25 protein-coding genes, 1 tRNA gene and 1 pseudogene are annotated in these 26,165 nt (G+C 58.9%); 11 read left to right on the top strand and 16 right to left on the bottom strand.

Features of this window, described 5'->3' with window-relative positions:
* Positions 1–7: 7 nt before the first annotated feature.
* On the bottom strand, positions 8–1,393 hold the full coding sequence (locus tag LOH53_RS15785; protein ID WP_230068718.1) for a cystathionine beta-synthase: 1,386 nt from the start codon (positions 1,391–1,393) through the stop codon (positions 8–10).
* A 352-nt stretch (positions 1,394–1,745) separates the two neighbouring features.
* Between LOH53_RS15785 and LOH53_RS15780 the strand changes: the two genes are divergently transcribed.
* The gene (locus LOH53_RS15780) at positions 1,746–2,759 is read left to right on the top strand and encodes a type IV toxin-antitoxin system AbiEi family antitoxin domain-containing protein (protein ID WP_230068717.1); all 1,014 of its coding nucleotides are present in this window, start codon (positions 1,746–1,748) and stop codon (positions 2,757–2,759) included.
* Positions 2,760–2,864: 105 nt separating this feature from the next.
* On the opposite strand, the gene LOH53_RS15775 is transcribed toward LOH53_RS15780, so the two are convergent.
* Positions 2,865–6,317: a bifunctional proline dehydrogenase/L-glutamate gamma-semialdehyde dehydrogenase gene (locus tag LOH53_RS15775; protein WP_230068716.1), complete on the bottom strand. Its 3,453-nt coding sequence runs from the start codon at positions 6,315–6,317 to the stop codon at positions 2,865–2,867.
* 177 nt (positions 6,318–6,494) lie between these two features.
* Between LOH53_RS15775 and LOH53_RS15770 the strand changes: the two genes are divergently transcribed.
* The 4 genes from LOH53_RS15770 (at position 6,495) to LOH53_RS15755 (ending at position 10,108) form a co-directional block, all read left to right on the top strand.
* Positions 6,495–7,433, top strand: coding sequence for a LysR family transcriptional regulator (locus tag LOH53_RS15770; protein WP_230068715.1), 939 nt, complete (start codon positions 6,495–6,497; stop codon positions 7,431–7,433).
* Entirely contained in the window at positions 7,430–8,665 is a 1,236-nt protein-coding gene (locus LOH53_RS15765; protein WP_230068714.1) for an ArsB/NhaD family transporter, read from the top strand. Before LOH53_RS15770 ends, LOH53_RS15765 begins: the two co-directional genes overlap by 4 nt.
* Positions 8,666–8,815: 150 nt before the next feature.
* On the top strand, positions 8,816–9,772 hold the full coding sequence (locus LOH53_RS15760; RefSeq protein ID WP_230068713.1) for a DNA-3-methyladenine glycosylase family protein: 957 nt from the start codon (positions 8,816–8,818) through the stop codon (positions 9,770–9,772).
* A 57-nt stretch (positions 9,773–9,829) separates the two neighbouring features.
* Complete coding sequence (locus LOH53_RS15755) at positions 9,830–10,108, top strand: putative quinol monooxygenase (RefSeq protein WP_230068712.1); 279 nt, start codon at positions 9,830–9,832, stop codon at positions 10,106–10,108.
* Between the two features lie 64 nt (positions 10,109–10,172).
* On the opposite strand, the gene LOH53_RS15750 is transcribed toward LOH53_RS15755, so the two are convergent.
* From LOH53_RS15750 to LOH53_RS15740, 3 genes are all read right to left on the bottom strand, one after another.
* Positions 10,173–10,613, bottom strand: a complete 441-nt coding sequence (locus tag LOH53_RS15750; RefSeq protein WP_230068711.1) for a thioredoxin family protein — start codon at positions 10,611–10,613, stop codon at positions 10,173–10,175.
* A gap of 130 nt (positions 10,614–10,743) precedes the next feature.
* Positions 10,744–11,904: an MFS transporter gene (locus LOH53_RS15745; RefSeq protein ID WP_407651480.1), complete on the bottom strand. Its 1,161-nt coding sequence runs from the start codon at positions 11,902–11,904 to the stop codon at positions 10,744–10,746.
* A gap of 127 nt (positions 11,905–12,031) precedes the next feature.
* Positions 12,032–12,469 carry a MarR family winged helix-turn-helix transcriptional regulator gene (locus LOH53_RS15740; RefSeq protein ID WP_230068709.1) on the bottom strand — a complete coding sequence of 146 codons (438 nt, stop codon included), beginning with the start codon at positions 12,467–12,469 and terminating at the stop codon, positions 12,032–12,034.
* Positions 12,470–12,540: 71 nt separating this feature from the next.
* On the opposite strand from LOH53_RS15740, the gene LOH53_RS15735 reads away from it, so the two are divergent.
* Both LOH53_RS15735 and LOH53_RS15730 read left to right on the top strand, forming a co-directional pair.
* Positions 12,541–13,083 (top strand): GNAT family N-acetyltransferase, encoded by a 543-nt coding sequence (locus LOH53_RS15735; protein WP_230068708.1) that lies wholly within the window; start codon positions 12,541–12,543, stop codon positions 13,081–13,083.
* 143 nt (positions 13,084–13,226) lie between these two features.
* Positions 13,227–13,460 (top strand): hypothetical protein, encoded by a 234-nt coding sequence (locus LOH53_RS15730; RefSeq protein WP_230068707.1) that lies wholly within the window; start codon positions 13,227–13,229, stop codon positions 13,458–13,460.
* Here LOH53_RS15730 and LOH53_RS15725 read toward each other — a convergent pair.
* From LOH53_RS15725 to LOH53_RS15715, 3 genes are all read right to left on the bottom strand, one after another.
* Positions 13,457–14,089 (bottom strand): hypothetical protein, encoded by a 633-nt coding sequence (locus LOH53_RS15725; RefSeq protein ID WP_230068706.1) that lies wholly within the window; start codon positions 14,087–14,089, stop codon positions 13,457–13,459. The genes LOH53_RS15730 and LOH53_RS15725 overlap by 4 nt on opposite strands.
* A gap of 132 nt (positions 14,090–14,221) precedes the next feature.
* Positions 14,222–14,306 (bottom strand) — tRNA-Tyr (locus LOH53_RS15720).
* Positions 14,307–14,457: 151 nt separating this feature from the next.
* A complete protein-coding gene (locus tag LOH53_RS15715) occupies positions 14,458–14,784 on the bottom strand; it encodes a hypothetical protein (RefSeq protein ID WP_230068705.1) in 327 nt (108 codons plus the stop codon).
* 158 nt (positions 14,785–14,942) lie between these two features.
* Between LOH53_RS15715 and LOH53_RS15710 the strand changes: the two genes are divergently transcribed.
* Entirely contained in the window at positions 14,943–15,431 is a 489-nt protein-coding gene (locus LOH53_RS15710) for a YajQ family cyclic di-GMP-binding protein (protein ID WP_230068704.1), read from the top strand.
* A gap of 37 nt (positions 15,432–15,468) precedes the next feature.
* Here LOH53_RS15710 and LOH53_RS15705 read toward each other — a convergent pair whose 3' ends face one another.
* The 4 genes from LOH53_RS15705 to LOH53_RS15690 form a co-directional block, all read right to left on the bottom strand.
* Complete coding sequence (locus LOH53_RS15705; protein WP_230068703.1) at positions 15,469–16,146, bottom strand: response regulator; 678 nt, start codon at positions 16,144–16,146, stop codon at positions 15,469–15,471.
* Complete coding sequence (locus LOH53_RS15700) at positions 16,146–17,435, bottom strand: histidine kinase (RefSeq protein WP_230068702.1); 1,290 nt, start codon at positions 17,433–17,435, stop codon at positions 16,146–16,148. Before LOH53_RS15700 ends, LOH53_RS15705 begins: the two co-directional genes overlap by 1 nt.
* Entirely contained in the window at positions 17,422–18,120 is a 699-nt protein-coding gene (locus LOH53_RS15695; protein WP_230068701.1) for a histidine phosphatase family protein, read from the bottom strand. The genes LOH53_RS15700 and LOH53_RS15695 overlap by 14 nt, the downstream gene beginning before the upstream one ends.
* Before the next feature lie 116 nt (positions 18,121–18,236).
* Positions 18,237–19,535 (bottom strand): MFS transporter, encoded by a 1,299-nt coding sequence (locus LOH53_RS15690; RefSeq protein WP_230068700.1) that lies wholly within the window; start codon positions 19,533–19,535, stop codon positions 18,237–18,239.
* Between the two features lie 73 nt (positions 19,536–19,608).
* On the opposite strand from LOH53_RS15690, the gene LOH53_RS15685 reads away from it, so the two are divergent.
* A complete protein-coding gene (locus LOH53_RS15685; protein ID WP_230068699.1) occupies positions 19,609–20,424 on the top strand; it encodes a hypothetical protein in 816 nt (271 codons plus the stop codon).
* Positions 20,425–20,479: 55 nt separating this feature from the next.
* Entirely contained in the window at positions 20,480–20,866 is a 387-nt protein-coding gene (locus LOH53_RS15680; RefSeq protein WP_230068698.1) for an ankyrin repeat domain-containing protein, read from the top strand.
* 121 nt (positions 20,867–20,987) lie between these two features.
* Here LOH53_RS15680 and LOH53_RS15675 read toward each other — a convergent pair whose 3' ends face one another.
* On the bottom strand, positions 20,988–22,430 hold the full coding sequence (locus LOH53_RS15675) for a catalase (protein ID WP_326832801.1): 1,443 nt from the start codon (positions 22,428–22,430) through the stop codon (positions 20,988–20,990).
* A gap of 38 nt (positions 22,431–22,468) precedes the next feature.
* Positions 22,469–22,915: a Fur family transcriptional regulator gene (locus LOH53_RS15670; RefSeq protein WP_230068696.1), complete on the bottom strand. Its 447-nt coding sequence runs from the start codon at positions 22,913–22,915 to the stop codon at positions 22,469–22,471.
* Between the two features lie 143 nt (positions 22,916–23,058).
* Between LOH53_RS15670 and LOH53_RS15665 the strand changes: the two genes are divergently transcribed.
* Complete coding sequence (locus tag LOH53_RS15665; protein WP_230068695.1) at positions 23,059–23,694, top strand: DUF2461 domain-containing protein; 636 nt, start codon at positions 23,059–23,061, stop codon at positions 23,692–23,694.
* Positions 23,695–23,781: 87 nt separating this feature from the next.
* Here LOH53_RS15665 and LOH53_RS15660 read toward each other — a convergent pair whose 3' ends face one another.
* Both LOH53_RS15660 and LOH53_RS15655 read right to left on the bottom strand, forming a co-directional pair.
* Entirely contained in the window at positions 23,782–25,293 is a 1,512-nt protein-coding gene (locus LOH53_RS15660; protein ID WP_230068694.1) for an amino acid permease, read from the bottom strand.
* 141 nt (positions 25,294–25,434) lie between these two features.
* Positions 25,435–26,165 (bottom strand): annotated as a pseudogene (locus LOH53_RS15655) (pyridine nucleotide-disulfide oxidoreductase); the annotation flags it as partial.

Genomic DNA, 26,165 nt, shown 5'->3' with positions numbered 1-26,165 from the left:
TTGAGAATTAGTCGTTGAGGTAGTTCAGTAGGTCGTGACGTGTCAGCACCCCGACGGGCGCACCTACAAACGTCACCATCAGTGCGTCCACGTCCTGCAATTTGCTCCGTGCGGCGGAAATCGGTTCCAACGAGCCGATGATCGGAAGCAGCGCTTGCATGTGTTCGGTAATTTTGTCCGTCAGCTTAGCTTCGTGCCGAAACAGTTTCCCGGTCAGCGTACGCTCATCCACCGACCCGATAACTTCACCCATCACCACGGGCGGTTCGGCGGAGAGCACGGGAATCTGGGAGACGCCATATTCGGACATCAAGTTGATGACGTCCCGGACCGTCTCATTCGGGTGGATGTGAACTAAATCCGGCAGCTTTCCGGTCTTGGCCCGAAGGACATCCCCAATCGCGGGTTCGTCGGTGGTCTTCAAAAAGCCATAGGACTGCATCCACGTGTCGTCGAAAATCTTGGCTAAGTAGCCACGTCCACTATCCGGCAGAAGGACGACGACGACGGCTTCCGGTCCCAGCCCCTTGGCAACTTCCAGCGCCGCCACCACAGCCATGCCGGAGGATCCACCGACAAGCAGGCCTTCTTCCCGGGCCAGACGGCGGGTCATGGCAAAGGACTCGTGATCTGTCACGGAGATAATCTGATGCGGAACACTGGGGTCGAAAGAAGCAGGCCAAATATCTTCGCCCACCCCCTCGACCAAGTATGGCCGGCCAGAACCGCCAGAATAGACGGATCCTTCCGGGTCCGCCCCGATGATTTGTACTTCGCCGCCCTCAGTGTCCGGGCGGTGCTTGGAAGCCTCGCGCAAGAACCTTCCCGTTCCGGAAATGGTGCCACCAGTGCCCACACCGGCTATGAAGTGCGTGACTTTACCGTCGGTGTCAGCCCAAATTTCTGGTCCCGTGCTCTCATAGTGACTGAGCGGTCCATTCGGATTGGAGAACTGATCGGGTTTGTAAGCCCCGGGAATCTCCTTTACCAGCCGATCTGAGACACCGTAATAGGACTGCGGGCTATCTGCCGCAACCGCCGAGGGTGTCACCACCACTTCTGCGCCGTATGCCGCCAGTACAGCTCGTTTGTCCGCCCCTACCTTGTCCGGAACCACAAACACACACTTATATCCGCGGGCTTGGGCCACCATTGCCATGGCCACGCCGGTGTTGCCGCTGGTGGGCTCCACCACGGTGCCACCGGGCTTGATCAGCCCTTCTTTGGCCGCCTGATCCAGCATCTTCACGGCAATGCGGTCCTTAGCGGAACCGCCCGGGTTGAGGTATTCGAGTTTCACCAAAATGGTGGCTTGAACGCCTTCGGTGACCCTGTTCAGTTTCACCAGCGGAGTGTTACCCACAAGGTCCAGCACGGAGTTCGCATACTTCATGTTTCCACGGTATCCCCTGGCCATAACCCCGGCCAAAGAAAGTTACCGTTTAGGGCACACGCAACAATGGATTCGGGGCTGGTTCACTGTGCCGAATTCCATGGGCTGAATTAGTCGCCATTTTCCCTATCGCCCCCCCGTGGCGCTTTTCGCGCCCCGTCAACCGGGCGCGAAAAGGGTAACCAGGCGCGACCACCCCACCCCACCGAGGGCAACCGGGCGCGAAAAGGGTAACCAGGCGCGACCACCCCACCGAGGGCAACCGTCCTTTCTGTGGATCGCGCACCCGCGTTGTCCACAGATGACGTTTCACCTCTTTCAGGACAGCGCGAGTGCTGGAACCCTTTATTCCATGGACACACCACGGCTCATCCAAGCCGGCGACCTCAAACTGATAGGCCACGACCCCCGGCAACTGGCTAAACGCTGCAATCGAGGTGAACTTGTCCGTGTGCGGCGCGGCACCTACCTGGAATCCGGCGCCTGGAATGTCCTGGACGCTGCCTCTCGGTATGGCCTCAAAGTGCGGGCTTTTCAACAGCAGGCCGGACGCCCACCCGTCTTTTGTCATGCCACCGCCGCCATGCTGTGGGGTTTATGGATCGTGCGCACGCCTGCTTTGCTGCATGTCATCATCGCGTCAAATGCTGGCGGTCGTAGCCGCAACGACATCGCACGCCACGTTGGTTCCCTCACTGACGGAGTCGTGGAATGCGGGGGAATTCTGTTGACAAACAAGTTGATGACCACCCTCGGGTTGCTCACGAGTCTGGACTTCGACTACGCCGTGGCGGTCTGTGATTCCGCTCTGCACCGCGCAAGCACCCACACCAGTAACAACATTTTCACAACACCTGGCAGGGCCCCGGCGATTGGGCAGGCGTCGTGGCACAACGATGTACCGCAGGGGTCGGCACTTCTACTTTCGGATCTCATCACTGCTGCCCAGCTTCTGCCATCGGCTTCTTCCCGTCACCGCGCAATGGCCGTCCTTGAATTTTCCTCGGGGCTTTCCGGATCTGCCGGGGAATCCCTGAGCCGCGTTCAGATGCACAAACTCGGTTTTCCCGCTCCCGAGTTGCAGCGACGGTTCACACTCCGTGATGGGAGCAGCGCCTTCGTCGACTTTTGGTTCGAGGAGTTCCAAACAGCCGGTGAGTTTGATGGTCGGGGCAAGTACCTTCGAGCCGAGTGGGGTGGCGGAAAACCGCTTCCGGAGAGGTTGATCGTAGAAAAACAACGGGAGGACCAGATCCGCGCCCAGGGTGTCAACTTTGTCCGCTGGACATGGGCGGAAATGCTAGACCCGAATAGATTCGAACTACTGTTGCGCCAAGTTGGCCTGCCGCAGCACCGGCATCATTGAACCGGTCAGTGATCCCAAACTAGGAAACACAAATGCCCGGTTCCGGTGGTGTACCTCTAAAAACAAGGGGAACACCACCGCAACCGGGCAGCGGTTTGGGTACCGCTAGATCAGCCCTTCCGAGAGCTGATTGGGCGTGCCAAATCGGTGAGCCGTGATGCTAACTGCCTGCTCGTGCAAGAATGGCAGCATTTCAACACGGCCAGCTTCGGTGACCTCGCCGTGGTAGATGGCAAGGTCGGGGCGTGCATCGGTTGCCTCGAAAAGTGCCGGCGCATTCCCTCCGATCAACCGGATGCGACCCGCTCCGAAGCGGCGGGCGCTCGCGAGCCAGTCGGTGTCATTCTCAAGGGTGAAATTGATATGCAGACTGACCAGCAAGGCCTTGACGGCGTTAGGAAGTTCAAGCCCGGAGGAGACTTCCATCGAGGAGCCAGCAAGGATGCCAGCGGCCAGAACGCGCAGCAGCTTCACAAGAGACTCGCCCTCCGCCAACCGGACCAGGGGGTTCAACGGCAGGTAGCGGAACACGTTGCGCTCGGCAGATAGCGCAGAGACATCCTTGGCAGTTCCGAACTCCGATGCCCAAGCTGCGGCGTCGGAATGAAGGGAACGGGTCAAGTAAGCCTTCTCGTCGTCCGAGAGCGAAGATGCTGCATTGAGCACTTTGCGGGCAGATTCTCCCAGCGGCGTCGTGGCGGTGGACTCAGCGGTTTCCCAAGACCCCAAGCCCATCAGGTAATTCGGCCCACCGGCTTTGGTACCCGCCCCGACGGCCGACTTCTTCCAGCCTCCGAAAGGCTGGCGCTGAACGATGGCACCCGTGATACCGCGGTTGACGTACAAGTTTCCCGCTTGGACGGTGTCCAACCACAGACCGATTTCCGCAGAATCCAAAGAGTGCAGGCCGGAGGTGAGTCCGTAGTCGATCCTGTTGACCAAGGAGATCGCGTCTTCCAACGTTGCCGCCTCCATAACACCGAGCACGGGTCCGAAGAACTCGGTCAGGTGCACTGTGGAACCTGCGGCAACACCCGTCCGAACTCCCGGCGACCAGAGTTTCCCGGTTGAGTCGAGCTGACGTGGTTCGATCGCCCACGATTCCCCAGCATCGAGAGTGGTCAGCGCTTTGTGCAGCTTGCCAGCGGCGGGTTCGATGATCGGCCCCATCTGGGAAGTTGCCGTTTCGGGGTAACCGACGCTCAGGCTGGAAGCGGCATCGATGAGCTGGTTGTGGAAGCGCGCTGATTTGGATACCGAGCCCACCATGATGACCAGGGATGCGGCTGAGCATTTTTGTCCGGCATGCCCGAAGGCAGATTGAACAACGTCCTTCGCGGCAAGATCAAGATCGGCACTCGGAGTCACGATAACGACGTTCTTACCGGACGTCTCCGCAAGCAGTGGCAGATCGGAGCGGAAGCTCCTGAACAGTTCAGCGGTCTCGTAACCGCCGGTCAGGATGACTCGGTCCACTGCCGGGTGGGAGATGAGAGTCTTGCCAAGTTCTCTTTCCCCCAACTGGACCAGTGCCAGTACTTCGCGTGGAACGCCTGCATCCCACAGGGCTTGGACCATCATGGAGCCACAGCGCTGAGCCTGACGTGCAGGTTTGATGACGACGGCGGAGCCTGCGGCGAGCGCTGCCAACGTAGAGCCGGCGGGAATGGCCACGGGGAAGTTCCACGGTGGGGTCACCACGGTGAGCTTGGCCGGGACGTAGATTGCGCCGTCGATCGTTGCCAAGTCTTTGGCACGCTCAGCGTAGTAATGGGCAAAGTCAACAGCTTCGCTGACTTCCGGATCCCCCTGATCCAGTGTCTTGCCTGTCTCAGAAGCCATGACTTCCATGAGTTCGGCACGGCGACCGGCCAGAACATCGCCGGCTCGGTGCAAGATCGCAGCCCGGCCGGCCCCACCCATCTGAGCCCACGCTTTGCCGTGCTCGACGGCGGTGGAAATGATCGTGTTCAATTCCTCCACCTCGGTGATGGTGGTGGCTTTGACGATGTCATTACCCAGCACGGATCCGGGGATGCGGGCCAGAATCTCCTTGCCCCAGGCCTGGTTCGCTACCAGGGAGGGGTCCGTATCCGCGGTGTTCTCGAAAGAGTCAGTGGGTGCCTCGAGCGGAGCATCGTTGCGGTCCTGAACCCGGTTGGTTGGCGGGACCGTGTCATCAAGTTTTGCCAACGAGGACAGGAAGCGGTTCTTTTCGCGCTCGAAGAGGGCCTCGTTCTCGGTGAGCTCAAACACCGCAGACATGAAGTTATCTTGGCTGGCGCCTTCTTCAAGACGGCGGATCAGGTACGCGATGGCGACGTCGAACTCGGCCGGGTGAACCACAGGTGTGTACAGCAAAAGCGATCCGACGTCGCGGCGCACTGCCTCTGCCTGACCCGTCGCCATGCCCAACAACATTTCAAATTCGAGCGAACCATCAGCGGGGTCGATCCCACGGCTCTTGGCCAGCAACCATGCATGAGCCACATCAAAGAGGTTGTGTCCGGCCACGCCAATGTGGACATTGTTGATGTGTTCGGGGGTCAGCGAGTAGTTGACGATCCGCTTGTAATTTGTGTCAGATTCTTCTTTGCTGCCCCAAGTGGCCAGCGGCCAGCCGAAGACTGACGCTTGAACCTGTTCCATGGGTAGGTTAGCGCCCTTGACGATCCGGACCTTCACGGGGGCTCCGCCGTCGGCCCGCCTCTGCGCAGCCCACTGCTGGAGGTCGATCATGGCCGCGAGAGTGTCCGGAAGGTAGGCCTGAAGCACGATCCCGGCCTCGAGGTTCCTGAACTCCGGCTTATCCAAGATGCGCTTGAATACGGCGATCGTCATGGTGAGATCCTTGTACTCCTCCATGTCCAAGTTGATGAACTTGGCTTTGGGGAAGGAGGCCGCCAACGTGTAAAGCGGGGTGAGTTTCTCCACGATGTGCTCTACGGCTTCGTCGAATGCCCAGGGTGAGTGAGGAGCGACGGTGGAGGATTCCTTGATGGAGACGTAAGTGACGTCCTCACGTGCCAACAGTTTCTTGGTTCCCTCCAGACGGCGGGCAGCTTCGTGTTCGCCCAGCACTGCCTCACCGAGGAGATTGACGTTCAGGTCCACGCCGTCTTTGCGGATTTTGGCAATGGCGGGTCCCAGCTTCGCGTCAGTGGCGTCCACGATCAGGTGGCCCACCATTTCCCGCAGTACCTTGCGAGCGATCGGGATGACGATTTGAGGAACGACTGGTGCCATGATCCCACCCATGCGAACTGCACCTCGCATGTACCACGGCAGGAAGGCGGGCACTTTAGGCGCCAGAACTGCCAAGTTCCGCGCTGCCACCTTCAAATCCTCGGGCCGGATCACACCGTCCACGAAGCCGACTGTGAAGTCCAAGCCGTTGGGGTCCTTTAGAACTCCGGCTAAGCGCTGGGCGGAGACGTCCGCGGGGAATGTGGCGGCTTGCGTGAGCCAGCGCCGCACAAGGGCAATAGTTTCCTCGGCAAGATCGTTTCCGGGAACTGGGATATCTGCGGCAGTGGCTGTTGTGGCGGTACTTGTCATGGCGGCTGGTGTGGTCTTTTCTACTGGCATACGGCACAAGGTCAAGGACAATTGGCACGTCCGGATAGAGGTCCGCCAATGGTTCCCTTAAGACCAGTATGAGACTAATGTTCAATTAGCAAAAGTGCTGTTTTTTGATCAATATCAGTCAAATCAACTTAACTAACTGGAGGGCCCGTGCTAGACGTCAAACGACTGCGACTCCTACGTGAGTTACACATCCGCGGCACGCTGGCGAATGTGGCTCTGGCCCTGCAATACAGCCCCTCCGCAGTGTCCCAACAGCTGGCTCTTTTGGAGAAGGAAGCAGGGGTCAAGCTCCTGAGAAAAGTGGGCCGGCGGGTTCAGCTCACCCCCCAAGCAGAGATCTTGGTGGCCCACACCGCAGAAATTCTGGAAACGCTGGAGAGAGCTGAAGCTGATATGTCGGCTTCTTTGACCACAGTGGCAGGTACCGTAAAGCTGGCGGTGTTCCAATCCGCCGCCCTGGCTCTCTTACCGGGACTACTGACAGCCATGAGCCAGCAGTATCCAAACGTTCGCATTGAGATGACCCAACGCGAGCCTGAAACGGCTCTGTATGAAACGTGGGCTCGAGACTTCGACTTGGTGGTCGCGGAACAGTATCCCGGTCATGGCGCTCCCCGCCATCCGGAGCTGGATCGATTGGTGCTCACCACTGACGCAATCCGTCTAGCCGTTCCAGCATGCGGAACCCGGGGCACTGTGGAACGCCTGCGTGCAGAATCCATCACCCACATTGAGGACACCGCCGAACTACCATGGGTCATGGAACCGCGCGGCGCAGCCTCCCGTCATTGGGCGGAGCAGGCCTGCCGGCAAGCAGGGTTCGAACCGGATGTACGTTTTGAAACTGCCGACCTCCAAGCTCAGGTTCGGCTCATTGAATCGGGCAATGCGGTTGCCTTACTGCCCGATCTCATGTGGACAGAACGAACCCCCGCACTCACCTTGATCGATTTGCCAGGACTGCCACGGCGGACCGTCTTCACGTCGGTGCGCCGTGCCAGTCGCCGTCGTCCAGCGATCTTGGCTTGTCGAGAAATCCTGACGCAGACGGCGAAAGAGCTAGCAGAAACCCCCGCCGGAGCATGAAAAATATCATGGCGGGCGCACTGCCTGGAAAACTACTCACCGCTGGCCTATTTGGCGCTGGGATTATTCTGGTGGCGAGCGGCCTGCTTAGCGAAAACTCTTTTGCACAACTGGCGGGGCGCACTGTCCCGATCTTGCTGTTCGTTGCGGCGATGACTGTGGTCACTGACTTGGCCGAATCGGCCGGCGTATTCAAGGTGGTCACCGCTAAGCTGGCTCGCGGCCGCCAACGAGTGCCTCGATCCGATCCACAGGGAGAGAAAGCCGCGGCGCCAAGCCAACGAATACTCCTGCTGTGGTTGTTGGTTGTGGCACTGGCCACGGTCAGTACAATTTTCCTCTCCCTAGACACCACGGCCGTTTTGGTAACGCCAGTGGTGGTATCCCTGGCCAAGCATGCGCGCATCCATCCGCTGCCGTTCGCGCTGACAACAGTGTGGCTGGCCAATACTGCGTCGTTGCTACTTCCAGTCTCAAACCTGACGAACTTACTAGCTCAACATCGTTTGAACATCAGCCCGGCACAATTTGCCGAGCTCATGTGGGCGCCGGCGCTTGTGGGTGTGGCCGTTCCCGTTGCATTCTTGTTCCTAATTTTCCGCAAGCAATTCCGTGGACGCTTCGTGCCGCCAGCGGTTCCAGCAGTGACGGATAAGGCGTTGCTGCTTCTCTCCGGGATCACGTTAGCTGCGCTATTGCCAGCGCTTGTTTCGGGCATGCCTGTCTGGATTCCGGCATCATTTGCCGCAGCATTCTTACTCGTCGTGTTCTTGGTACGCCAGCGCGCAGCCTTGCGCTGGAGCATGCTGCCCATCCAGCCATTGTTGCTGGCCATGGGATTATTTTTAGTGGTGGCGACTTTGCAGGACCACGGCTTAGCCGAAGCGTTTTCCCGATTTGCAGGAACCGGGGACGGATTGGCCAGTCTGCTCCAAATTGCCGGCGTGGGCGCCGTTGCGGCCAATGGCGTCAACAACCTTCCGGGGTACCTGGCGTTGGAGCCGCTGGCGAACTCCCCCCTCCGGCTGGCGGCGCTCTTGATTGGCGTCAACTTTGGCCCGCTGGTTTCCCCGTGGGCGTCGCTGGCGACTCTCCTGTGGCACAGTCGGCTCAAGGCTTTAGGCATCACCATTTCCTGGCGCGGCTACGCACTGGCAGGGCTGTGCCTGGTAGTAGTTCTGATCCCCAGTTCAATCGTGGCCCTGTGGTGGGCTGCCGGAATGCCGGCGTAGCTTCCCACGAACTTCCAGGTACGACGCCGGCGGGCTCGCTCCAGCGCGCTTGTTCCGGTTGCTGCCGGTGCCAGGCGCAGCAGCTGCGGGGTGGCGCGCCTGGTTGCTGCGGGTGGCACAACCACAGGCCCACCGTGTCATTATGGAACCATGACTTCCGCCCCCACGCACCCACGTCCCGTCGTGGTCTGGGACGCTGGAGGGCCCTATTCTCTGCACAAAACTCTGGGCATCATCGGCCGGGGGCCCGGGGATCGGACCATGCGACTCACCCCCGATGCGGCGTGGCTTGCCTTCAATACCCCCGACGGCCCGGCAACTCTGGGTATCAGTGCGCACGGCACCGAGCTCCGGGCCCAGGCATGGGGGCCGGGCGCCGAACACGCACTTCGTACTGTTCCAGCGCTCCTGGGCGCAAATGACGATTGGTCCCGCTTCGACGCGCCGGCGTTTACCGCGTCATTGCCACACGCTGCCCGGGAAGCACGACGCAAGAACCCGGGCCTGCGTCTGCCTTCCACCGGGCGCATGGTTGATGCGTTGATCCCGGCGATCCTGGAACAAAAGGTCACAGCGCTACAGGCGCGCCGCAGCTTTGCCTCACTGGTGCGCAAGTTCGGTGCGCCGGCCCCCGGCGCAGGCGAACACCTGGGCGTCCCCACCGATTTAATGCTCCCACCCACACCGGCACAGTGGGCGAATATTCCCTCGTGGGAATGGCATAAAGCCGGTGTTGGACCACAGCGCTCGGCCACGGTCATGCGCGTGGTCGGTTCGGCGTCGGGCCTGGAACGTCTTGCCGGCCTGCCAGCACACGAGGCAGCCACAAAGATGCGCAGCATTCCCGGCATTGGTGTGTGGAGCGCTGCCGAAGTCACTCAACGCACGCACGGAGACCCGGATCTGGTGGCAGTGGGCGACTACCACCTGGCAGCCTATGTGGGCTGGGCTTTGGCCGGAGAAGCCGTGAATGATGACGGCATGCTGAAATTGCTCGAGCCGTGGCGTGGACACCGTCAACGGATCGTACGGATGCTTTACCTCAGCGGATTCCGCAAGCCCACCTTCGGCCCCCGCATGACAATTCAAGACCACAGCACTCACTAGTGTTCACAGTGCGGAACTAGTTCCCATTTCGCTGGGCGGATCGCTTAGGCTTTTCTCATGAGCCAGATCATCACACTGCAGGCAACTTTCATCCCCAACCAAGGCGAATTCTTCCGTGTCAAGCTCGCGTTGGAGATCGCGATCGAGCAAGTTGTGCTCGAATCGGGTTGCCTCCAGTACCAGATCACGCAGGAATCAGAAGAGCAGATAGTCCTCAGCGAACAATGGGCTTCTGAAGAACATCTGGCTGCGCACGGCAAGGGAATTGCTGTGCAGGACCTCAATGAGTCCCTCAGCGCTTTGCTGGCCGAACCTGTAAAACTCGAACGTTTCTAAGGCATAGAAAAGGGGCTCCCGCCAACGGGAGCCCCTTTTTCATACCAGTTCTATTTCGGAGTACTTATTCGCCTGCTTTATCCTGCACGGTTTCTTCCTCAGTAGCTGAGCCCTCCGCCGCCGAACCTTCTGCGGCTCTGGCTTCGTCCTGCTGCTTTGCGACAGCCGCATGGACTTCCGCCATATCCAGTTCCTTGACGGCGGTGATCACCTTCTCTAGGTCGGTGCCACTGAGGGCTCCGGGTTGAGCGAAGACCATGACCTTTTCGCGGAACGCCATCAGCATCGGGATAGAGGTGATATTGGCTTCGGCAGCGAGTTGCTGCTGCGCTTCGGTATCCACCTTCCCGAACAAAACGTCAGCGTGCTTGAGGGAAGCAGCCTCGTACGTGGGGGCGAACCGGACGCAGGGCTGGCACCAGGAAGCCCAGAAGTCAACGAACACAATGTCATTGGATTCAATAGTGGTGCCAAATGATTCGGTGGTAATTTCTACTGTTGCCATCCTTCCACGGTACGCGGAGAGCCTGAAGTATGGCTAGAAATTTCGCTGAGCGCGTCAGACACGCCGTCGATTCACCTGCCGGTCGGGCCCGAGGGCGGACCCTGGGTCGGGCCCTAACCCTAAACCCCGCCTATACTCCGTGCGGCTCATGGGCGGTGAGGAACTTGCGTCCCCCATAGATCACACCAGCACTGACTAACACCATGGCAGCTGCCACATAGAACGTCACTGCAGCGCTGGAATGCTCCGCAATTTTCGCTGACAGGAACGGGGCCAGAGCGCCGCCCATCCACCGCACGAAGTTGTATCCGGCGCTGGCCACGGGACGCGGCGCATCGGAGACAGACATGGCCATCTCAGTGAATAGGGTGTTGTTGATGCCCAGTAGGGCACCGGAGACGATCGTCAAGACCACGATTACGGTAACCGAGTGTCCGGCCGCCAGCGCAATTCCGGCAAGGACCAACATCAAGACCACTAAAGATCCCATCAGCGCCTTGGTGGGGCCGAAGCGTCGTTGAACGATCGGGGCGACGAAAACGGAAAAGACTGCCACGCAAACTCCCCAACCAAAGAACACTGCGCCGATTCCGTATGCGTCAAAGCCAAGGATGAAAGGCACGAAGGACAAGATGGTGAAGAAGCCATAGTTGTAGAACAACGCACTGCCAGCTGTGGTGCGCAGACCCTTGTGACTGAGAGCCACCAAAGGATCCCGAAGCCGGGTCTTTTTAGCCGGAATTTGCGTCTTGGGCAAGAGGATAACCACCAGCACGAAGGCGATCGCCATCGCCGTAGCCGTGCCAAAGAAGGGTGCGCGCCACTGCCAACCACCCAAAAGGGCTCCCATGAGCGGGCCCAAGGAGAGGCCCAAACCAAGGGCCGCTTCATACAAGATGATCGCTGTGGCAGCACCACCGGATGCAACACCGACCATGACGGCCAGCGACGTTGCCACGAATAGCGCATTGCCAAGACCCCAGCCCGCGCGGAAGCCCACCAACTCGCTCACGGTGTTAGACATGCCAGACAGCGCAGCGAAGACGACGATGATGGACAAGCCGATCAAGAGCGTCTTTTTTCCACCAATTCGCGAGGAGATAAAGCCCGTAATCAGCATGGCGATCGCCGTGACAAGAAAATAGCTGGTGAACAGTAGCGAGACTTGGCTCGGTGTTGCGCTCAGGTTCTTGGCAATAGCCGGCAGAATCGGATCAACGAGGCCGATCCCCATGAACGCGAACACTGCCGCGAACGCCACCGCCCAAACAGCTTTTGGTTGCTTGAGCATGGATTTCTTCTCATCCTCAACAACCTCCTCAATCTGCTTGAACGTTTCTGCTGCCGGTGTGGGCTGCACGATTCTCTCCTTCTAACTGTTCACAAATTTATTGACGACGCCGCTGCACAGGCAAGCGCTAGAGCCTAGCGGCAAGTGCGATGTTGAGTTTGGCAATGGCAGGGATCGCATCGGCGACGGCTTGCTGTTCTTGCGACGTGAGTTCGCTAAGCGCCGCCGCCATATTGGCATTGCGACGCTTGTTGGCCACGGCCAATTTCTTCTTGCCGAAGGCCGTGATTTTGACCAAGACCACCCGGGCGTCCGAGGCATCCGCAATGCGCTCCACCATGCCGGCAGATTCGAGTTTGATGACCTGTTCGGTGGCACTGGGAACCTTGATGCCCGCATACCTCGCAATGGCACTCACTCGCATAGGTTCAACAAAAATCATGTTCAAAGTACTGACCTGCCCGGTGCTGAGTTCGCCATCAGCATCAATGGACCGGACAAGATACACGGACTGGCGCAGGATATCCCGGTACCGGCCTGACAGCTCTTCTAGATTCTCGCTCATAGTTAGGCAGTCTAACAATATTTCAAGCGGCAAGCAAGTTTTACCGGCTCTTACAGCGCTACCATTGACCAATGCTTCTCACCACAGAACGGCTGAAACTGCGTGAATTTACGGCCGACGATTTTGCGAGCGTCCACGCCTTCGCCTCTGATCCACGGAGCAGCACGTTTATGGATTGGGGGCCCAATTCCGAAGCGGAAACCCGTGATTTTCTGCGTTTCGCCAGCGCCGCCGCAACCACCACACCCCGTACGGGCCACCTTCTGGCGATCCAACTTCTAGAGGGAACACTCATCGGCACCATTGGACTCACCCTTACTCCACGTGGCCGGAACCAGGTATGGGACGAGGGGGAAATTGGATTCACGCTCCACCCAGATCACTGGGGTCGTGGATACGCCAGCGAGGCGGCGCGGGCTCTGCGCGACTTCGGCTTCTGGCAACTCTCGCTGGCCCGAATCACCGCCACGTGCAGACCGGAAAACACCGGTTCGGCCGCGGTCCTACTCAAGCTGGGCATGGTGCAAACCGGCCGAATCAAAAATGACCGGCTCATTCGCGGGGCGTGGTTGGACTCTCTGGTCTTTGCCGTGAACAAGCCGAACTTAACGTAGGGGTCGCAGTCGGTGCTGATCCTTTTCCCAATGCTGGCCGCACAGACACTCCCAATTCACCGGACATTCACATTGTTCGTTCATGCTGACGGTGTTGACTTGAAATAAAGAAAGCAGCGACGACTTTCCCAGCAGGAGGAACCATGACCCGCCCTACACACCACCGAGCATTCATCAACCCGGACCACCATGACGTCTGGCCCGCACTACAAACCGACCAGCCAATCGCCTTGGTCAATGACCGTGGCTGGCGCCTCTCCGGCACAGTGGAAACACTCAGCCACGACCGCCAATGTCTGTGGATTCAACTCGACTCCGGCATGGGCCGTCAGCTCTTTCACCACCAAGACGGATTTGTCCTAGAAAACGAAATCTAGCTTGACTGCGGGCTTTCCCGCTCAATCATAGAAACAAATTCGTCCGCTGCCGCCTCGTCAATGTCTGCGTGTTCACGCAACAGACGGGCGGCGCCGTCGTAGTTTCCTTTTCTAGCCATGGACTGGACACGGGTAAAGATCTCTTCATTGAGTCTGGTACTGGCAACTTCCCGTATTTGATCCCCGCGCGAGACAATGGCCCGGTATCGATATCCGCTGACAGGAGCTGGGGCCTGCGCTGAATCTGGCGCCTTCTGCGGCGCTTTTGCAGCTTCCCCCGGCGCCGTCTGCGGGAACTGAGCCAAGGCCGCCACTGCTGCGGCAGCCTGCCCCAAGCTGGAACCGGTGGCCTTCCGATACTCCTTGACAGCGTTGAGTACCTGTTGGCGCGCAATGAGCGAATATACGACTCGATGCGAGGCGGCGTTCAGCCGCGCATTGGCAGCCTCCGCCATCTCCCGGGTGACCTCCCGCCCACGCCGCGCTGGCCTTTGCTCCGGACTCGCAGTCTTTGCTCGCAACGGTGCGGCGTCCTGCACGGCACGGCCCTTGCGGCCCATGAGCTTGGCTGCCACCAGTACGAGGACGACAATGACAAGCACTATGAGCAGGGGCACAAGGTATTCCATAGCTCAACTCTAGTTCCCAGAGCGGACTCCCCCGGCAGAGATTTGCGAATATTCGCCGGGGATTCGGAGACAAAAGTGAAAAGGACCCGCCGTCCCGCACTGATTCTGCGGTGACGACGAGTCCTTTTACACTGGTGGCAGATACTGGATTCGAACCAGTGAAGGCGTTGCCAGCTGATTTACAGTCAGCCCCCTTTGGCCGCTCGGGTAATCTGCCATGGCCAGCCAGACCAATAATACTAAAGGTCCAACTTTCGCCCCCATCAAGTGGGAGCAGTAAAACAATACAAGGTATTTGCCGAAGAATCGAATCGAGTATTTTCGGCCGTGTAACTCATCCTGACTCATGCCGGTCCAACTCATCCCGGCTAGGTTGACTGGATGCGCCTGACCAGTTGACCTTCCAAGAAGGCCGCCTGCTCCGGCGTGACTTGCTGCAACGCCACGGCCCTGGCCATATCCTGCTGTACGCCTGCAATTCGCGACTGCACCGAATTCGCTGGTGCGGCCAGAATCGACACCGCATCAGCGCTGTAGATCGGACCCGAGAGGACCGCTACAGCTGCCAGCGTGGCCGCGGCCACGGCAGTGCCCACAGCGGTTTTCACTCCAGGTTTGCTGCGTGTAAGCGCCACAGCGTTGTTTTGGGCGTCCGCCGCACCACGTGCCGTCGTCGTACTTTTGGCCTTGCTCATCGGTCCTCCTGCAAATGGTGGGATCACATGTTCCACAATGCCCCGAGAAGATGTGATCCCACCACGCATCCGCTGAAAGCAAACTGTGAGCGCTCGGGTCAGGCCGGATAGGCTAGGTGCCAACCCGCAATCATGTCCGCACACAGTGGAGGAAAATAATGGCAAGTGAATCAACGTTCGACGTCGTCAGCAAGGTTGATAAGCAGGAGGTCGCCAATGCGCTGCACCAGGCGCAGAAGGAAGTCGTCCAGCGTTACGACTTCAAGGGCGTGGGCGCCGAGATCGATTTCAGCGGCGAGAAAATTCTGTTGAAGGCCAACTCCGAGGAACGTGTCATGGCGATCATGGACGTTTTTGAATCCAAGCTGATCAAGCGTGGCATCTCGTTGAAGTCCCTCGATGCAGGTGAGCCGTTTGCCTCTGGTAAGGAGTACCGACTGGAGGCCGAGATTAAGGAAGGAATCGCCCAGGACGTGGCGAAGAAGATCAACAAGCTCATCCGTGACGAAGGCCCCAAGGGAGTCAAATCCACCATTCAGGGCGACGAACTACGTGTCAGCTCCAAGAGCCGGGACGATCTGCAGGAAGTCATGGCGATGCTGCGTAAGTTCGAAGACGCGGATCTACAGTTTGTGAACATGCGCTAAAAGGCGCCCTTACCCAGCACCAATGGGCGCCACCGTCCTACCCACCGGGCTCTACGAGCCCGGTGTCGTAGGACAACACCACCATTTGGACCCGGTCCCGGAGCACCAGCTTTGCCAGGATCTTACTGACGTGAGTTTTGACGGTTTGTTGAGCAATGAAAAGTGTTGCCGCAATTTCGTGGTTGGACATCCCCTTTCCCACCAACGTCATCACTTCCAGTTCCCGCTCCGTCAAAGCCTCCAACGGTTCGCGTGAGAGTTCCACCCGAGGTGACGCCGCAGCGAACTGTTCAATGAGACGCTTTGTCACCGAGGGCGCTAACAACGCCTCACCGGCGGCAACTATGCGCACGGCCGCCACGAGTTCATCCGCCAGCGCATCCTTGAGGAGGAAGCCGCTGGCACCAAGCTTCAACGCGTCGTAGACGTAGTCATCCACATCAAAAGTGGTCAACATCAGTACATGAACGTCGCCTCCACCCGATGTGCGCGCACCGTCCGCCAAAATCAGGCGAGTTGCCTCCAAGCCGTCCATCACCGGCATGCGCACGTCCATGAGAACCACGTCGGGGTGGTGCTCGGCAGCCAGCGCTACGGCTTGGGCCCCATCTTCGGCCTGGCCGACAATTTCGATGTCCGGCTGGGCTCCTAATAGCGCAGCAAAGCCCTGACGGACCATTGCTTGATCGTCCACCACTAACACCCTGATATTCATCAGAGCCCCCGTCCGTTTCGGTTCTTCGTCACGCTGGCTGAACTAGTGGCGCTTGTTGGGGGCAGGGTCGCTACAACCGAAAAGCCGCCGTCGCGCGTGGGTGTGCAGATGACCGATCCACCCACAATTGCGGCCCGCTCCCGCATGCCGATCAACCCCTGGCCCACGTGGGCGCCACGGTCCAGCTGTGCCATCACTGCCCCCACTGCGGAGGGGGTATTGATAATGGATATTTCCAGCCCATTGCCGGTGCTGACCAGAGTGATACTGGCGGTGGCACCCGGGGCGTGGCGGATGACGTTGCTGAGCGCCTCCTGCACAATGCGGTAGGCGGTCAGGGCAATAATCTCTCCCACACCGTCCAGTTCGACGCCGGAGAGGTCCGGATCGTCCACACACACTCCGGCGCGCCGAGCCGATGCCAGCAGACCGGGCAGGTCAGCGATGCCCGGCTGTGGCCCCAACTCGCGGCCCGCTCCAGAATTTCGAAGTGAGCCAAGCATGCTTCGCATCTCCGTCATCGCCCGGCGGGAGTTGTCCGCGATGTCGTCAAACTCGGCTTTGAGCTCCTCACTCAAACCCGGGTGACGGTAGGCCGCAGTTGTTGCCTGCACCACCACAACCGACATGCCGTGCGCCACGACGTCGTGCAATTCGCGGGCTATACGGGTGCGTTCTTCGGCCAGTCTGCGTCTGGACTGTTCCTCGGCGCTCACCGTTCGCTCGGCGGCAAGTTCCCCCCGCAGATGCCGCCACTGCTGAGCCACCACTGAGGCCACCATGAGCCCGCCAGAAACCGACGCGAAGATGACCACATTGATCTGGGCACCCTGAGATTGGAAGTGCGGCATGGTCAAATAATTTGCCACAACACCCACCCCGACACTGAGTAACCAGGCGGCGGCCGCCACCATCCAATGGCTGCGCAGCCCGGCCACACAAATTACCAGCACCTGGGTGAGCATGGCCACCACGCTGAACGGCAAAGGCGCAGCACCCACAGAGTGTGCAGCCAACGGCATGACCAACAGGGGGACTAAGGAAACCAGGACGCCTGCCACGGGGCGTGCTGCGGTCAGCCCCAACGAGGCCGAATGCAAGATCGCCATGCCCAGACCAAGCGGCAACACCATCTGGTACAGATTGGTGTTCAACGGCGCGCCAACAGCCAGCAGCGTTATACACACCACTGCCGTGCCCAACCACACCCAGCTAAGCTTCTTCAGCCGCCAAAGGTTGACAGTGCTAAATGGTGCCGTTTGGAACGTACTGACGTCAGGATTTTTCATAGCCACCGCTGACGTATTGCTGGAGCGCGCTGGGCTCCGCCGTCGGACCGTCAGTCCCACTGACACCACCTGCCGGGGTGCCTTGCCAACTAAGGATGTCCCATCCCCCCGGGGCAGCATTGCCGGATGGGGCACCGGTCAAGGTGACAATTCCGGTGTTGGAGAGTTCCTGGTACTTGGCCTCTGACCAGTCCAGATTGGTGGCCCGGTACCCGGCCCAAAACCTGATCATGGCTCCATGGCTGACCATGGCTACGGTTCCGGCTCCGCTGGCAGCGGCTTCATCGACTACCGCATCAAAGCGCTCCAGTACGTCAAAGCCCGTCTCGGCACCAGGCATACGGGCGGATAAGTCACCGGAGAGCCAGGCTTTCACTGTCTCCAGATAAGCCATCACCGAGGGCAGATCCCCCTTCATTTCCAATGTGCCGGCACTGATTTCCCTGAGTCCTTCGCGGACTAGAGGCTGCAATGAACGCTGATTTGCCAACGGCGCCGCTGTCAATGCGGTTCGCGTCAGATTGGAAATGTAGAGACCTTCGACTTCTTCTTGGGCCAGCGCGGCAGGGACAGCCTCTGCCTGCGAGTGCCCCAAATCCGTCAGCCCGGGACCCGGGGCAGCCGTGTCAAGCAGGCTTAGGATATTGTTCGGGGTCTGGCCATGCCGTATCAAAATCAGTCGCATGTTTCTATTCTGTCTTAGAACTCTGGACCTTGCTTGCGTATCCCAGCGCTAACGACCCGGCGCAGTTCACGATTATCTGGGCGATCCAGGATTCCGCATTGGGGAGTATTCACAGCTCATGGCTGTGGATGACGGGCGTCATAGCGCAAAAAGCTCGGCTGCCACGAGGCAAGCCCCCACACCGTAGCGATGCACAGTATCCCGCCCACCACGGCTGCCCAACCCTCGCCCAGCCAAGAACCTGTGGTCCCGGAAAAAACATCACCCAAGCGCGGTCCACCCGTCACCACCACAACGAAGATCCCCTGTAGCCGGCCGCGCAAGTGATCAGGAGTGGCCGCCTGCAAGATAGTGGAGCGGAACACTGAGCTGATGGAATCAGCCACACCAGCCACAACTAAGGCGGCTACCGCGCCCACTATCCACGGCGAGATAACTCCGTCATGGGTCCGCCCGCCGAACAACACCGATCCTCCCAGGGCCATAATGGCCCCACCCCACAGGGTAATGGACCAGACCACGGCCAATCCCTGGCGCCGCACGCTGCCCAATGGGCCGGAGAACAGCGCGGCCAAGAATGAGCCAGCAGCGATGGAAGCTAACAGCAAGCCAGCGGTCTGTTCACCGCCACCTAGCCACACAGCCCCCAGAGCCGGAAGTAACGCCCGCGGGAGAGCGAAAACCATTGCACAAAGGTCCACAAGAAATGTCATGCGTACGTTCTTGCGGCTGCCCAAAAAAGCAAAGCCTTCCAACACGGTCCGCAACCCTGCGCGCTGAGCTGGAGCACCGCCGTCGTTCTCACCAGCCCTGGGCAAAGGTGGCAGCGGCGGAAGCTTGAACAGCGCCCATAACGACGCCGTGAACGTCAAAACATCCACCGTGTACGTCCAGCCATAGCCAATGTTGGCTACCAAAATGCCAGCCATCAAAGGACCGATGGTGGTGCCCAAGCCCATCACGATCATGCTCAATGCGTTCGCGGAAGGCAGCAATTCAATGCGTACAAGCCGTGGCACAATGGCGCTGCGGGCTGAACCATTGATTCCCGCAGCAGCCGATTGTATGGCAATCAACCCATAAAGGATCCCCACATTGCCAAGCCCCAACCAGGCCTGCAGGGCAATACAAATTGTCACAAGCCACAAGATTGCAGACGAAAGCAGGGCCACCTTTCGGCGGTCGTGGACATCCGCAATTGCTCCGCCGTACAGCCCAGAAAACACCAATGGAAGGAGCGCCACGAGTCCTAATAACCCCACGGACAAAGTGGAGCCAGTGAGGTCGTACACTTCCAAGCTAACGGCCACCACCGTTAGCTGCGTGCCAATCGAAGAGAGTCCATTGCCCACCCACAAACGCCTAAACGGCACACTTTCGCGCAGGGGGGTGATATCTGCAAAAATCTTGGCCACTGATACAGCGTAGTTGCGCACGTTATGCTGGCACTGTATTCAACAATCAGCCATGGGGAGGACGACGATCATAATGGTGCGCTCTCTTCTGTACTCCTCCACTTACTGGAGTATTGGGCGACCAAAGTTTCCACTGACCGAGGGACACTTTGTCCTCCGACTCAATGACCCCATCATCGCTTTCGGGCCCAAATCTGCGGCGGGGCTTTTAGGGTGCTACGGCGCGTTGCGTCAGGCCTTGTCCGCACTTCGCGGGGCACAAGGCGCTTGCTCTTATCTGGCGTTGAACTGGCAGCCCGTTGGTGACGCGGTGGGCGAGCCGCTGGCGGAGACGTCCACACCCACCGTTCACGTATTTTTCCACTGGCCAGACAGCGCCAAAGCGAGCAGTGTTCTGTGCGTGCCAGCATACGAACGTAAGGCCGTGACTCAGACCTCCGATTTGGACTCCGCGTTACGCCTGCACTTCGCGGCCTCCGCCGCCGTGCCACCGGCGTCGGATGCTTCACCTCTGGCGCAGGCCGACGAAGCTACCAGTGCACCTGCTATGAGCGCCGGCGCGGCGTTCTGCCTGACGCCCGCCAGCTCCAGCAGGGATTCTCTCCCGGGCCAATGGACTGCCACCCCTGTAGTGCCCACACCCTATTTGGACGCTCTAGAACCCACCGCCATTCTGGATCTGGCCCACAGCATTGAGGCTCTAGGGGCTCACTCGCTGGCGCCTGTGCGCGGCTCCGCTGGCACGGCAATCACTATCTGGGTAGTTGACTCATGGGCGGACACCGAACAGAACTCACCTGTTTTCAACATTTTTACCAGGTTGCATTCGGATCCTCACCAGCACGTGGCGCACTTTGTCAGCGGCGGTGGGCTCGACCTGCCTCAATGAGGGCTTACACGAAGAGAATTTCCCGTACATTGCCGCGCTGGCCTAGTGTGGAGAAATGACTGATTCTCCTTCTCTCAGTGAAGAACAAAGCTCTAAAGTCACGGCCATCGCCATGGACCTTGCCCGGGAAGGTAACACAGCCGAGCTTGCCCAGTTCCTGGACCATGGGCTCCCTGTGGACGTCTTGGACACCGAAGAGAACACACTGCTGATGCTCGCCGCCTACAAAGGTCAGGTAGAGACGGTGTCAATGCTGCTAAAACGCGGCGCGGACGCAAACATTCGTAACAACCGGGACCAGAGCCCCATCGCTGGAGCACTGTTCAAGGGCGAAGACGCTGTGGTTACCCTTTTAGTGGCCGCCAGCGCAGATCTCGACGCCGGAACCCCTTCAGCCCGCGCTGCAGCCACCATGTTTGGCCGCGAACACCTTCTGGGCTGAAAATACCCACGCGGCTCAGCTGAGGGCGTGCCAAAGCGGCGGGGGCGTGGGAAATTTCCCACGCCCCCGCCGCTTTGGCACGCCCTCGACGACTGTCGCCGTCGTCGGCCTTGATTAAGAGCTAGCCCTTTGACGCCTGGAGGGCCTCGATAGCCTTACGAACGCCTGCGCCGTATGCTGGATCAGCCTGCGTGCAGTTGAAAATGTGACGCTCGATGGTGGCCTGTGACGCACCGTCAATGGCGCGCGCAGTGTTCTCGAAGAGGACCTGGCGTTGGGCGTCGTCCATCTTTTCGCGGAACAAGATGCCTGGCTGCTCGAAGTAGTTAGCATCGTCGTCACGGAAGTTGAAGCGATCAGCGACGGCACCGATAGCCTGCGCCGGATCAGCATAAGTGGGCTGCTGGTTCCAACGATTGTAGGAGTTCGGCTCGATGCTAGGGGTGCGTCCCTGGTTCCCGTCAACGCGCATGGCACCGTCGCGGTGGTAGGAATTAGTCGGGTTCTTCGGGGCGTTCACCGGGATCTGGTGGTGATTCACACCGAGACGGTAGCGCTGAGCGTCACCGTAGGAGAACAGGCGGCCCTGAAGCATGCGGTCCGGGGAGAAGCTGATGCCGGGGACAACGTGCGCCGGGGAGAACGCTGCCTGCTCGACGTCGGCGTGGTAGTTCTCGGCGTTGCGGTTCAGTTCCCACTCGCCAACCTCTATCAACGGGTAGTCCTTCTTGCTCCAGACCTTTGTCAGATCGAAGGGGTGGTACTTGTAGGTGTCGGCGTCGGCCTCCGGCATGACCTGGATCATGAGTTTCCACTTGGGGAAGTCACCGTTCTCGATCGAGTCGAACAGGTCACGCTGGTGCGATTCGCGGTCTGCACCAATCATGGCTGCGGATTCCTCATCGGTGAGGTTCTTGATGCCTTGCTGGGTGACGTGGTGGAACTTGACCCAGAAACGCTCGCCCTCCGCATTGATCAGGCTGTACGTATGCGATCCGAAGCCGTGCATGTTGCGGTACGACGCCGGAATGCCACGGTCTGACATGACGATCGTGACCTGGTGTAGCGCCTCAGGTAGGTGAGTCCAGAAATCCCAGTTATTCTCGGCGCTGCGGAGATTTGTGCGTGGGTCGCGCTTGACGGCGTGGTTCAAGTCAGGGAACTTGAGCGGATCGCGGAAGAAGAACACCGGGGTGTTGTTACCCACCAGATCCCAGTTGCCTTCCTCGGTGTAGAACTTCACGGCGAAGCCACGGATGTCACGCTCCGCGTCGGCTGCACCACGCTCACCCGCAACGAGGGAGAAACGGGTGAACAACTCGGTCTTCTTGCCAACCTCGGAGAACACCTTGGCGCTGGAGTATTTGGAGATGTCATTGGTGATGGTCAGTGTGCCGAAGGCACCCGATCCCTTGGCATGCATGCGACGCTCGGGGATGACTTCGCGGTCAAAATGAGCCATCTTTTCCAGGAACCAGACGTCCTGAAGCAGCAGCGGACCACGGGGACCGGCCGTTAGGCTGTCCTGGTTGTTTGCAACCGGTGCGCCTGCAACGGTTGTCATTGGCAAAGTGTTCTCGTTAGCCATGCGTGTTCTCGCTCCTAAGTGGATTCATTTTCTAAAGTCTTCTTGGCAACGCAGGCAGGACAGGTGCCCCAGTAAATAACCTCAGCTTCATCGATGGCAAAGCCGTGGTCATTTGAAGCATGCAGGCAAGGCGCTTCTCCCACTGCACAGTCGACGTCGGCAATCTCGCCACAACTGCGGCAGATCACGTGATGGTGGTTATCACCCACCCTCGCTTCATAGCGAGCCGGCGAACCGGAAGGTTCGATTCGGTTCACCAGGCGAGCCTGAGTCAGCGCCGCCAGGACGTCGTAGACCGCCTGCTTTGACACAGTTCCCAGTACCTCGCGCACGGCGCCAATGATGGTATCCGCATCAGCATGGGGTTGTGCCCTGACCGCTTCCAGGACGGCAAGCCTAGGACGCGTCACGCGCAGCTGGGCTGCTCGCAGCATTTCTTCGGGTTCCCGTACATCGACCATGCGACCCACACTCTCATGTTTTCTGGACTGAGTCCAATAAACTTTCCTTGAGAAATCCTCCACAGGCACCTCTGAAGCGCTGGTGACCCACATAATCGATGGGTCCCCTGCCGCCGGCACCTAGAGCGACCTAGGCTCCTTGCATGAACACTTTTACAGGTATCCCCTTTGCAGCGGCGACGTTCTACGCCGAGCTGGCGAAGAATAACAACCGCCACTGGTGGCTAGCTCACAAGGATATTTACGACTCTGCTGTCAGGCTCCCCTTGGAGAGTCTCCTGGCGCAATTGGCTCCCGTCTTTGGTCAGAGCAAATTCTTCCGGCCTTACCGGGATAAGCGATTTTCACCAGATAATTCCCCCTACAAAACAGAACAAGGCGTCTTTGCCTCCAATTATGAGGGCGTTGGCTTCTACCTTAGGGTCAGCGCGGCGGGCCTATCCACCGGCGGAGGCTACCATTCCTACTCCCCTGCCCAGCTTGCCAGATACCGAACGGCGGTTGACGCTCCCGTCAGCGGAGAGATCCTCGTCAAAATCGTGAAGTCTTTGGTGGAAGAGGGATTCACCATCGACTGCGAGTCGCTCAAGACTGTGCCGAGAGGCTTCGCCCGGGACCACCCCCGGGCAGATCTGCTCCGGCACAAGACACTGAGCGCATCCACGCTGCCAGGTCTCCCTAAGTGGCTAGATACGCCAGCGGCAGCACAAGAGGTGGCGGCCCGCTGGGAGCAACTGCGCCCACTCGTGGATTGGATCGTTAGGTATGCGGCCCCCTGAACCGAAACGGAGTGCACGGTTGGCGTGTGCGCAGAGTTTCAGTGTCTAGGTAGGCCGCTCCCACTAATGAGGGCGCAGAAAGTCGCTCTAGCGTTGAAGCTCCACGGATACCGAATCCACGATTCCGGCGGCTTCTTCCCGGCGCAACCGCGAGTTCCAGTGCCCATAGGAGAAGTAGATGACCAGGCCAAAAGCCACCCAGATGGCGAAGAAAACCCAGGTCACTGTGGCTAGATTGAACATCAGGTAGATGCACAAAAGTGCGGACAGTACAGGAATAACCGGCCCCAACGGCACTCGAAAAGCGGGTTTGAGGTCAGGGCGTTTATGACGAAGAACCAAGATGCCAATGCTGACCATCACAAACGCGCTCAGCGTGCCGATGTTGATCATTTCGCTGAGCAGTTCCACCGGCGTGAAGCCGGCCAGCAGTGCCACAACTCCACCACAAAGAATCTGTGTTCTAGCCGGCGTGCCCCGCTTCGCCGACGTGCGGCTGAGAGCACGTGGGAGCATTCCGTCACGACTCATAGCCATGGCAACTCGGGCAAGGCCCATCAAAAGCACCATGATCACTGTGGTCAAGCCGATCAAGGAGCCCAGAGAAATCACCACGACGGCCCAGTCAGCGCCGACCAGATGAAAAGCACTTGCCAGAGAAGGTTCCGCCTCTTTGGCCAAGTCCTTATAGGACACCATGCCAGTAACCACCAAGGTCACCAGAATATACAAAACGGTGACCACTCCCAGTCCAGCAAAGATGCCACGAGGAAGGGTCTTGGCCGGATTCTTAACCTCTTCGGCGCTGGTGGCAACCACATCAAAACCAATGAACGCGAAAAAGACGAGAGCGGCGCCGGAGATGACACCTGTAAACCCGTACATAGTGGGGTTGGCTCCCGTCAAAAAGGACAGGAACGGCTGTTCAGCCCACGAACCACTTGTTGTGGGCGCTGGTTCGGAGGTAGGGATGAAGGGGCTGAAGTTGGCTGCCTTGACGTAGAAGAAACCGACCACGATCACGAACAGCACTATCGCGATCTTGATCATGGTGAAGACGTTGTTGATCCGTGCGGACAGCTTGGTGCCCAGCACCAGCACCACCGTGAAGGCCGAAACCACCACCAGCGGGCCCCAATAGACATTCAACCCCAGAATCTGGAAGTTTGACGGAATATTGATATTCATAACTTCTAAGAAATTACTTAGGTAAACACCCCAATATTTGGCGATCACCGAAGCTGCCATAAGTAACTCCAAGATCAAGTTCCAGCCTATGATCCACGCCAACAGCTCACCCATCGTGGCGTACGTAAAGACGTACGCACTACCGGTAACCGGGATTGCCGTTGCAAATTCGGCGTAGCACATCACTGCCAGCGCGCACGTCACCGCGGCCAGAACAAAGGAGAGCGTCACAGCGGGACCTGAATAGCTCGCCGCAGCCTTCGCGCCAACTGAAAAAATTCCTGCACCCACCGCCACGGCGATGCCCATTATCATCAGGTCCCAGGTGCTCAGGGACCGCTTTAATGTCCGCCCGGGCTCATCGGCGTCTGCAAGGGAATGTTCAATGGATTTGGTGCGAAACAAGTTCATAATAATTGCTCAATCTCTCGGTTTTTCAACCTCTCGACTGTAGCGAACTATTAGCAGAGACTTCATTTTGGGGACAGTGGCGTCTCACATTGTGAGACGCCACAAATGGCGCAAACAGACACGAATAAAAAAGCGCGCCTGTTAGAGATTGGAAATGTTCACCATTTGATCGCGGTCCACGACCTTGATGCGTTCGCGTACCACTTCCAGGCCGGGCCCAGGAACGTAGCCCTTTCCGAGTTCGCGCTCGTGGGCATCCAGCTTGTTCCAACCAGCCCAAGTGGTATAGGCGACGCCGCGTGAGCGCAGCAGTTCCACGATTTCTTCTTCACCGGCGTGCTCGGCCAGGGGGAGGTTCAAACGGTCCTCCAGTAAACAGCCAATGGTTTCAAGGGCGTCGCCTTTGGTGCTGCCGATCAAACCAACTGGACCCCGCTTGATCCAACCCGTCGCATACAGCCCCGGCACCTGGGCACCCTTGCTATCCAGAACCCTTCCGGAATCGTTGGGGATGACACCCCGGCGATCATCAAAGTCAACGTCGGGCAGTTCCGAGCCAAGATAACCTACTGCACGATATACAGCCTGGACGGGGTAGTCGATGAATTCGCCAGTGCCGCGGGCGTTACCCGTGCCATCCAACTCGTTACGCTCAAACTTGATACCCGTGACCTGGCCATCCACACCCATAATCTCAACAGGCGTATGCAAGAAGTGCAGGTGCAGACGCCGCGATGCCGGGACATGGCTTTCCTCGTGCTCCTCAGCTAACCAATTAACCAGGGTGTTCACCATAATCTTGACCTGATTATTTGTCTTGATGGCCGCGTCGGAGGCCTCGTCGAAGTCAAAATCTTCCTCATACAAGACAA

Origin of the sequence: Arthrobacter cryoconiti, assembly GCF_020905375.1 — a bacterium.
Classification (GTDB): Bacteria; Actinomycetota; Actinomycetes; order Actinomycetales; family Micrococcaceae; genus Specibacter; species Specibacter cryoconiti.
Note: the sequence above shows the minus strand (reverse complement) of the source record. Positions and strands in the feature narration are given on the sequence as shown.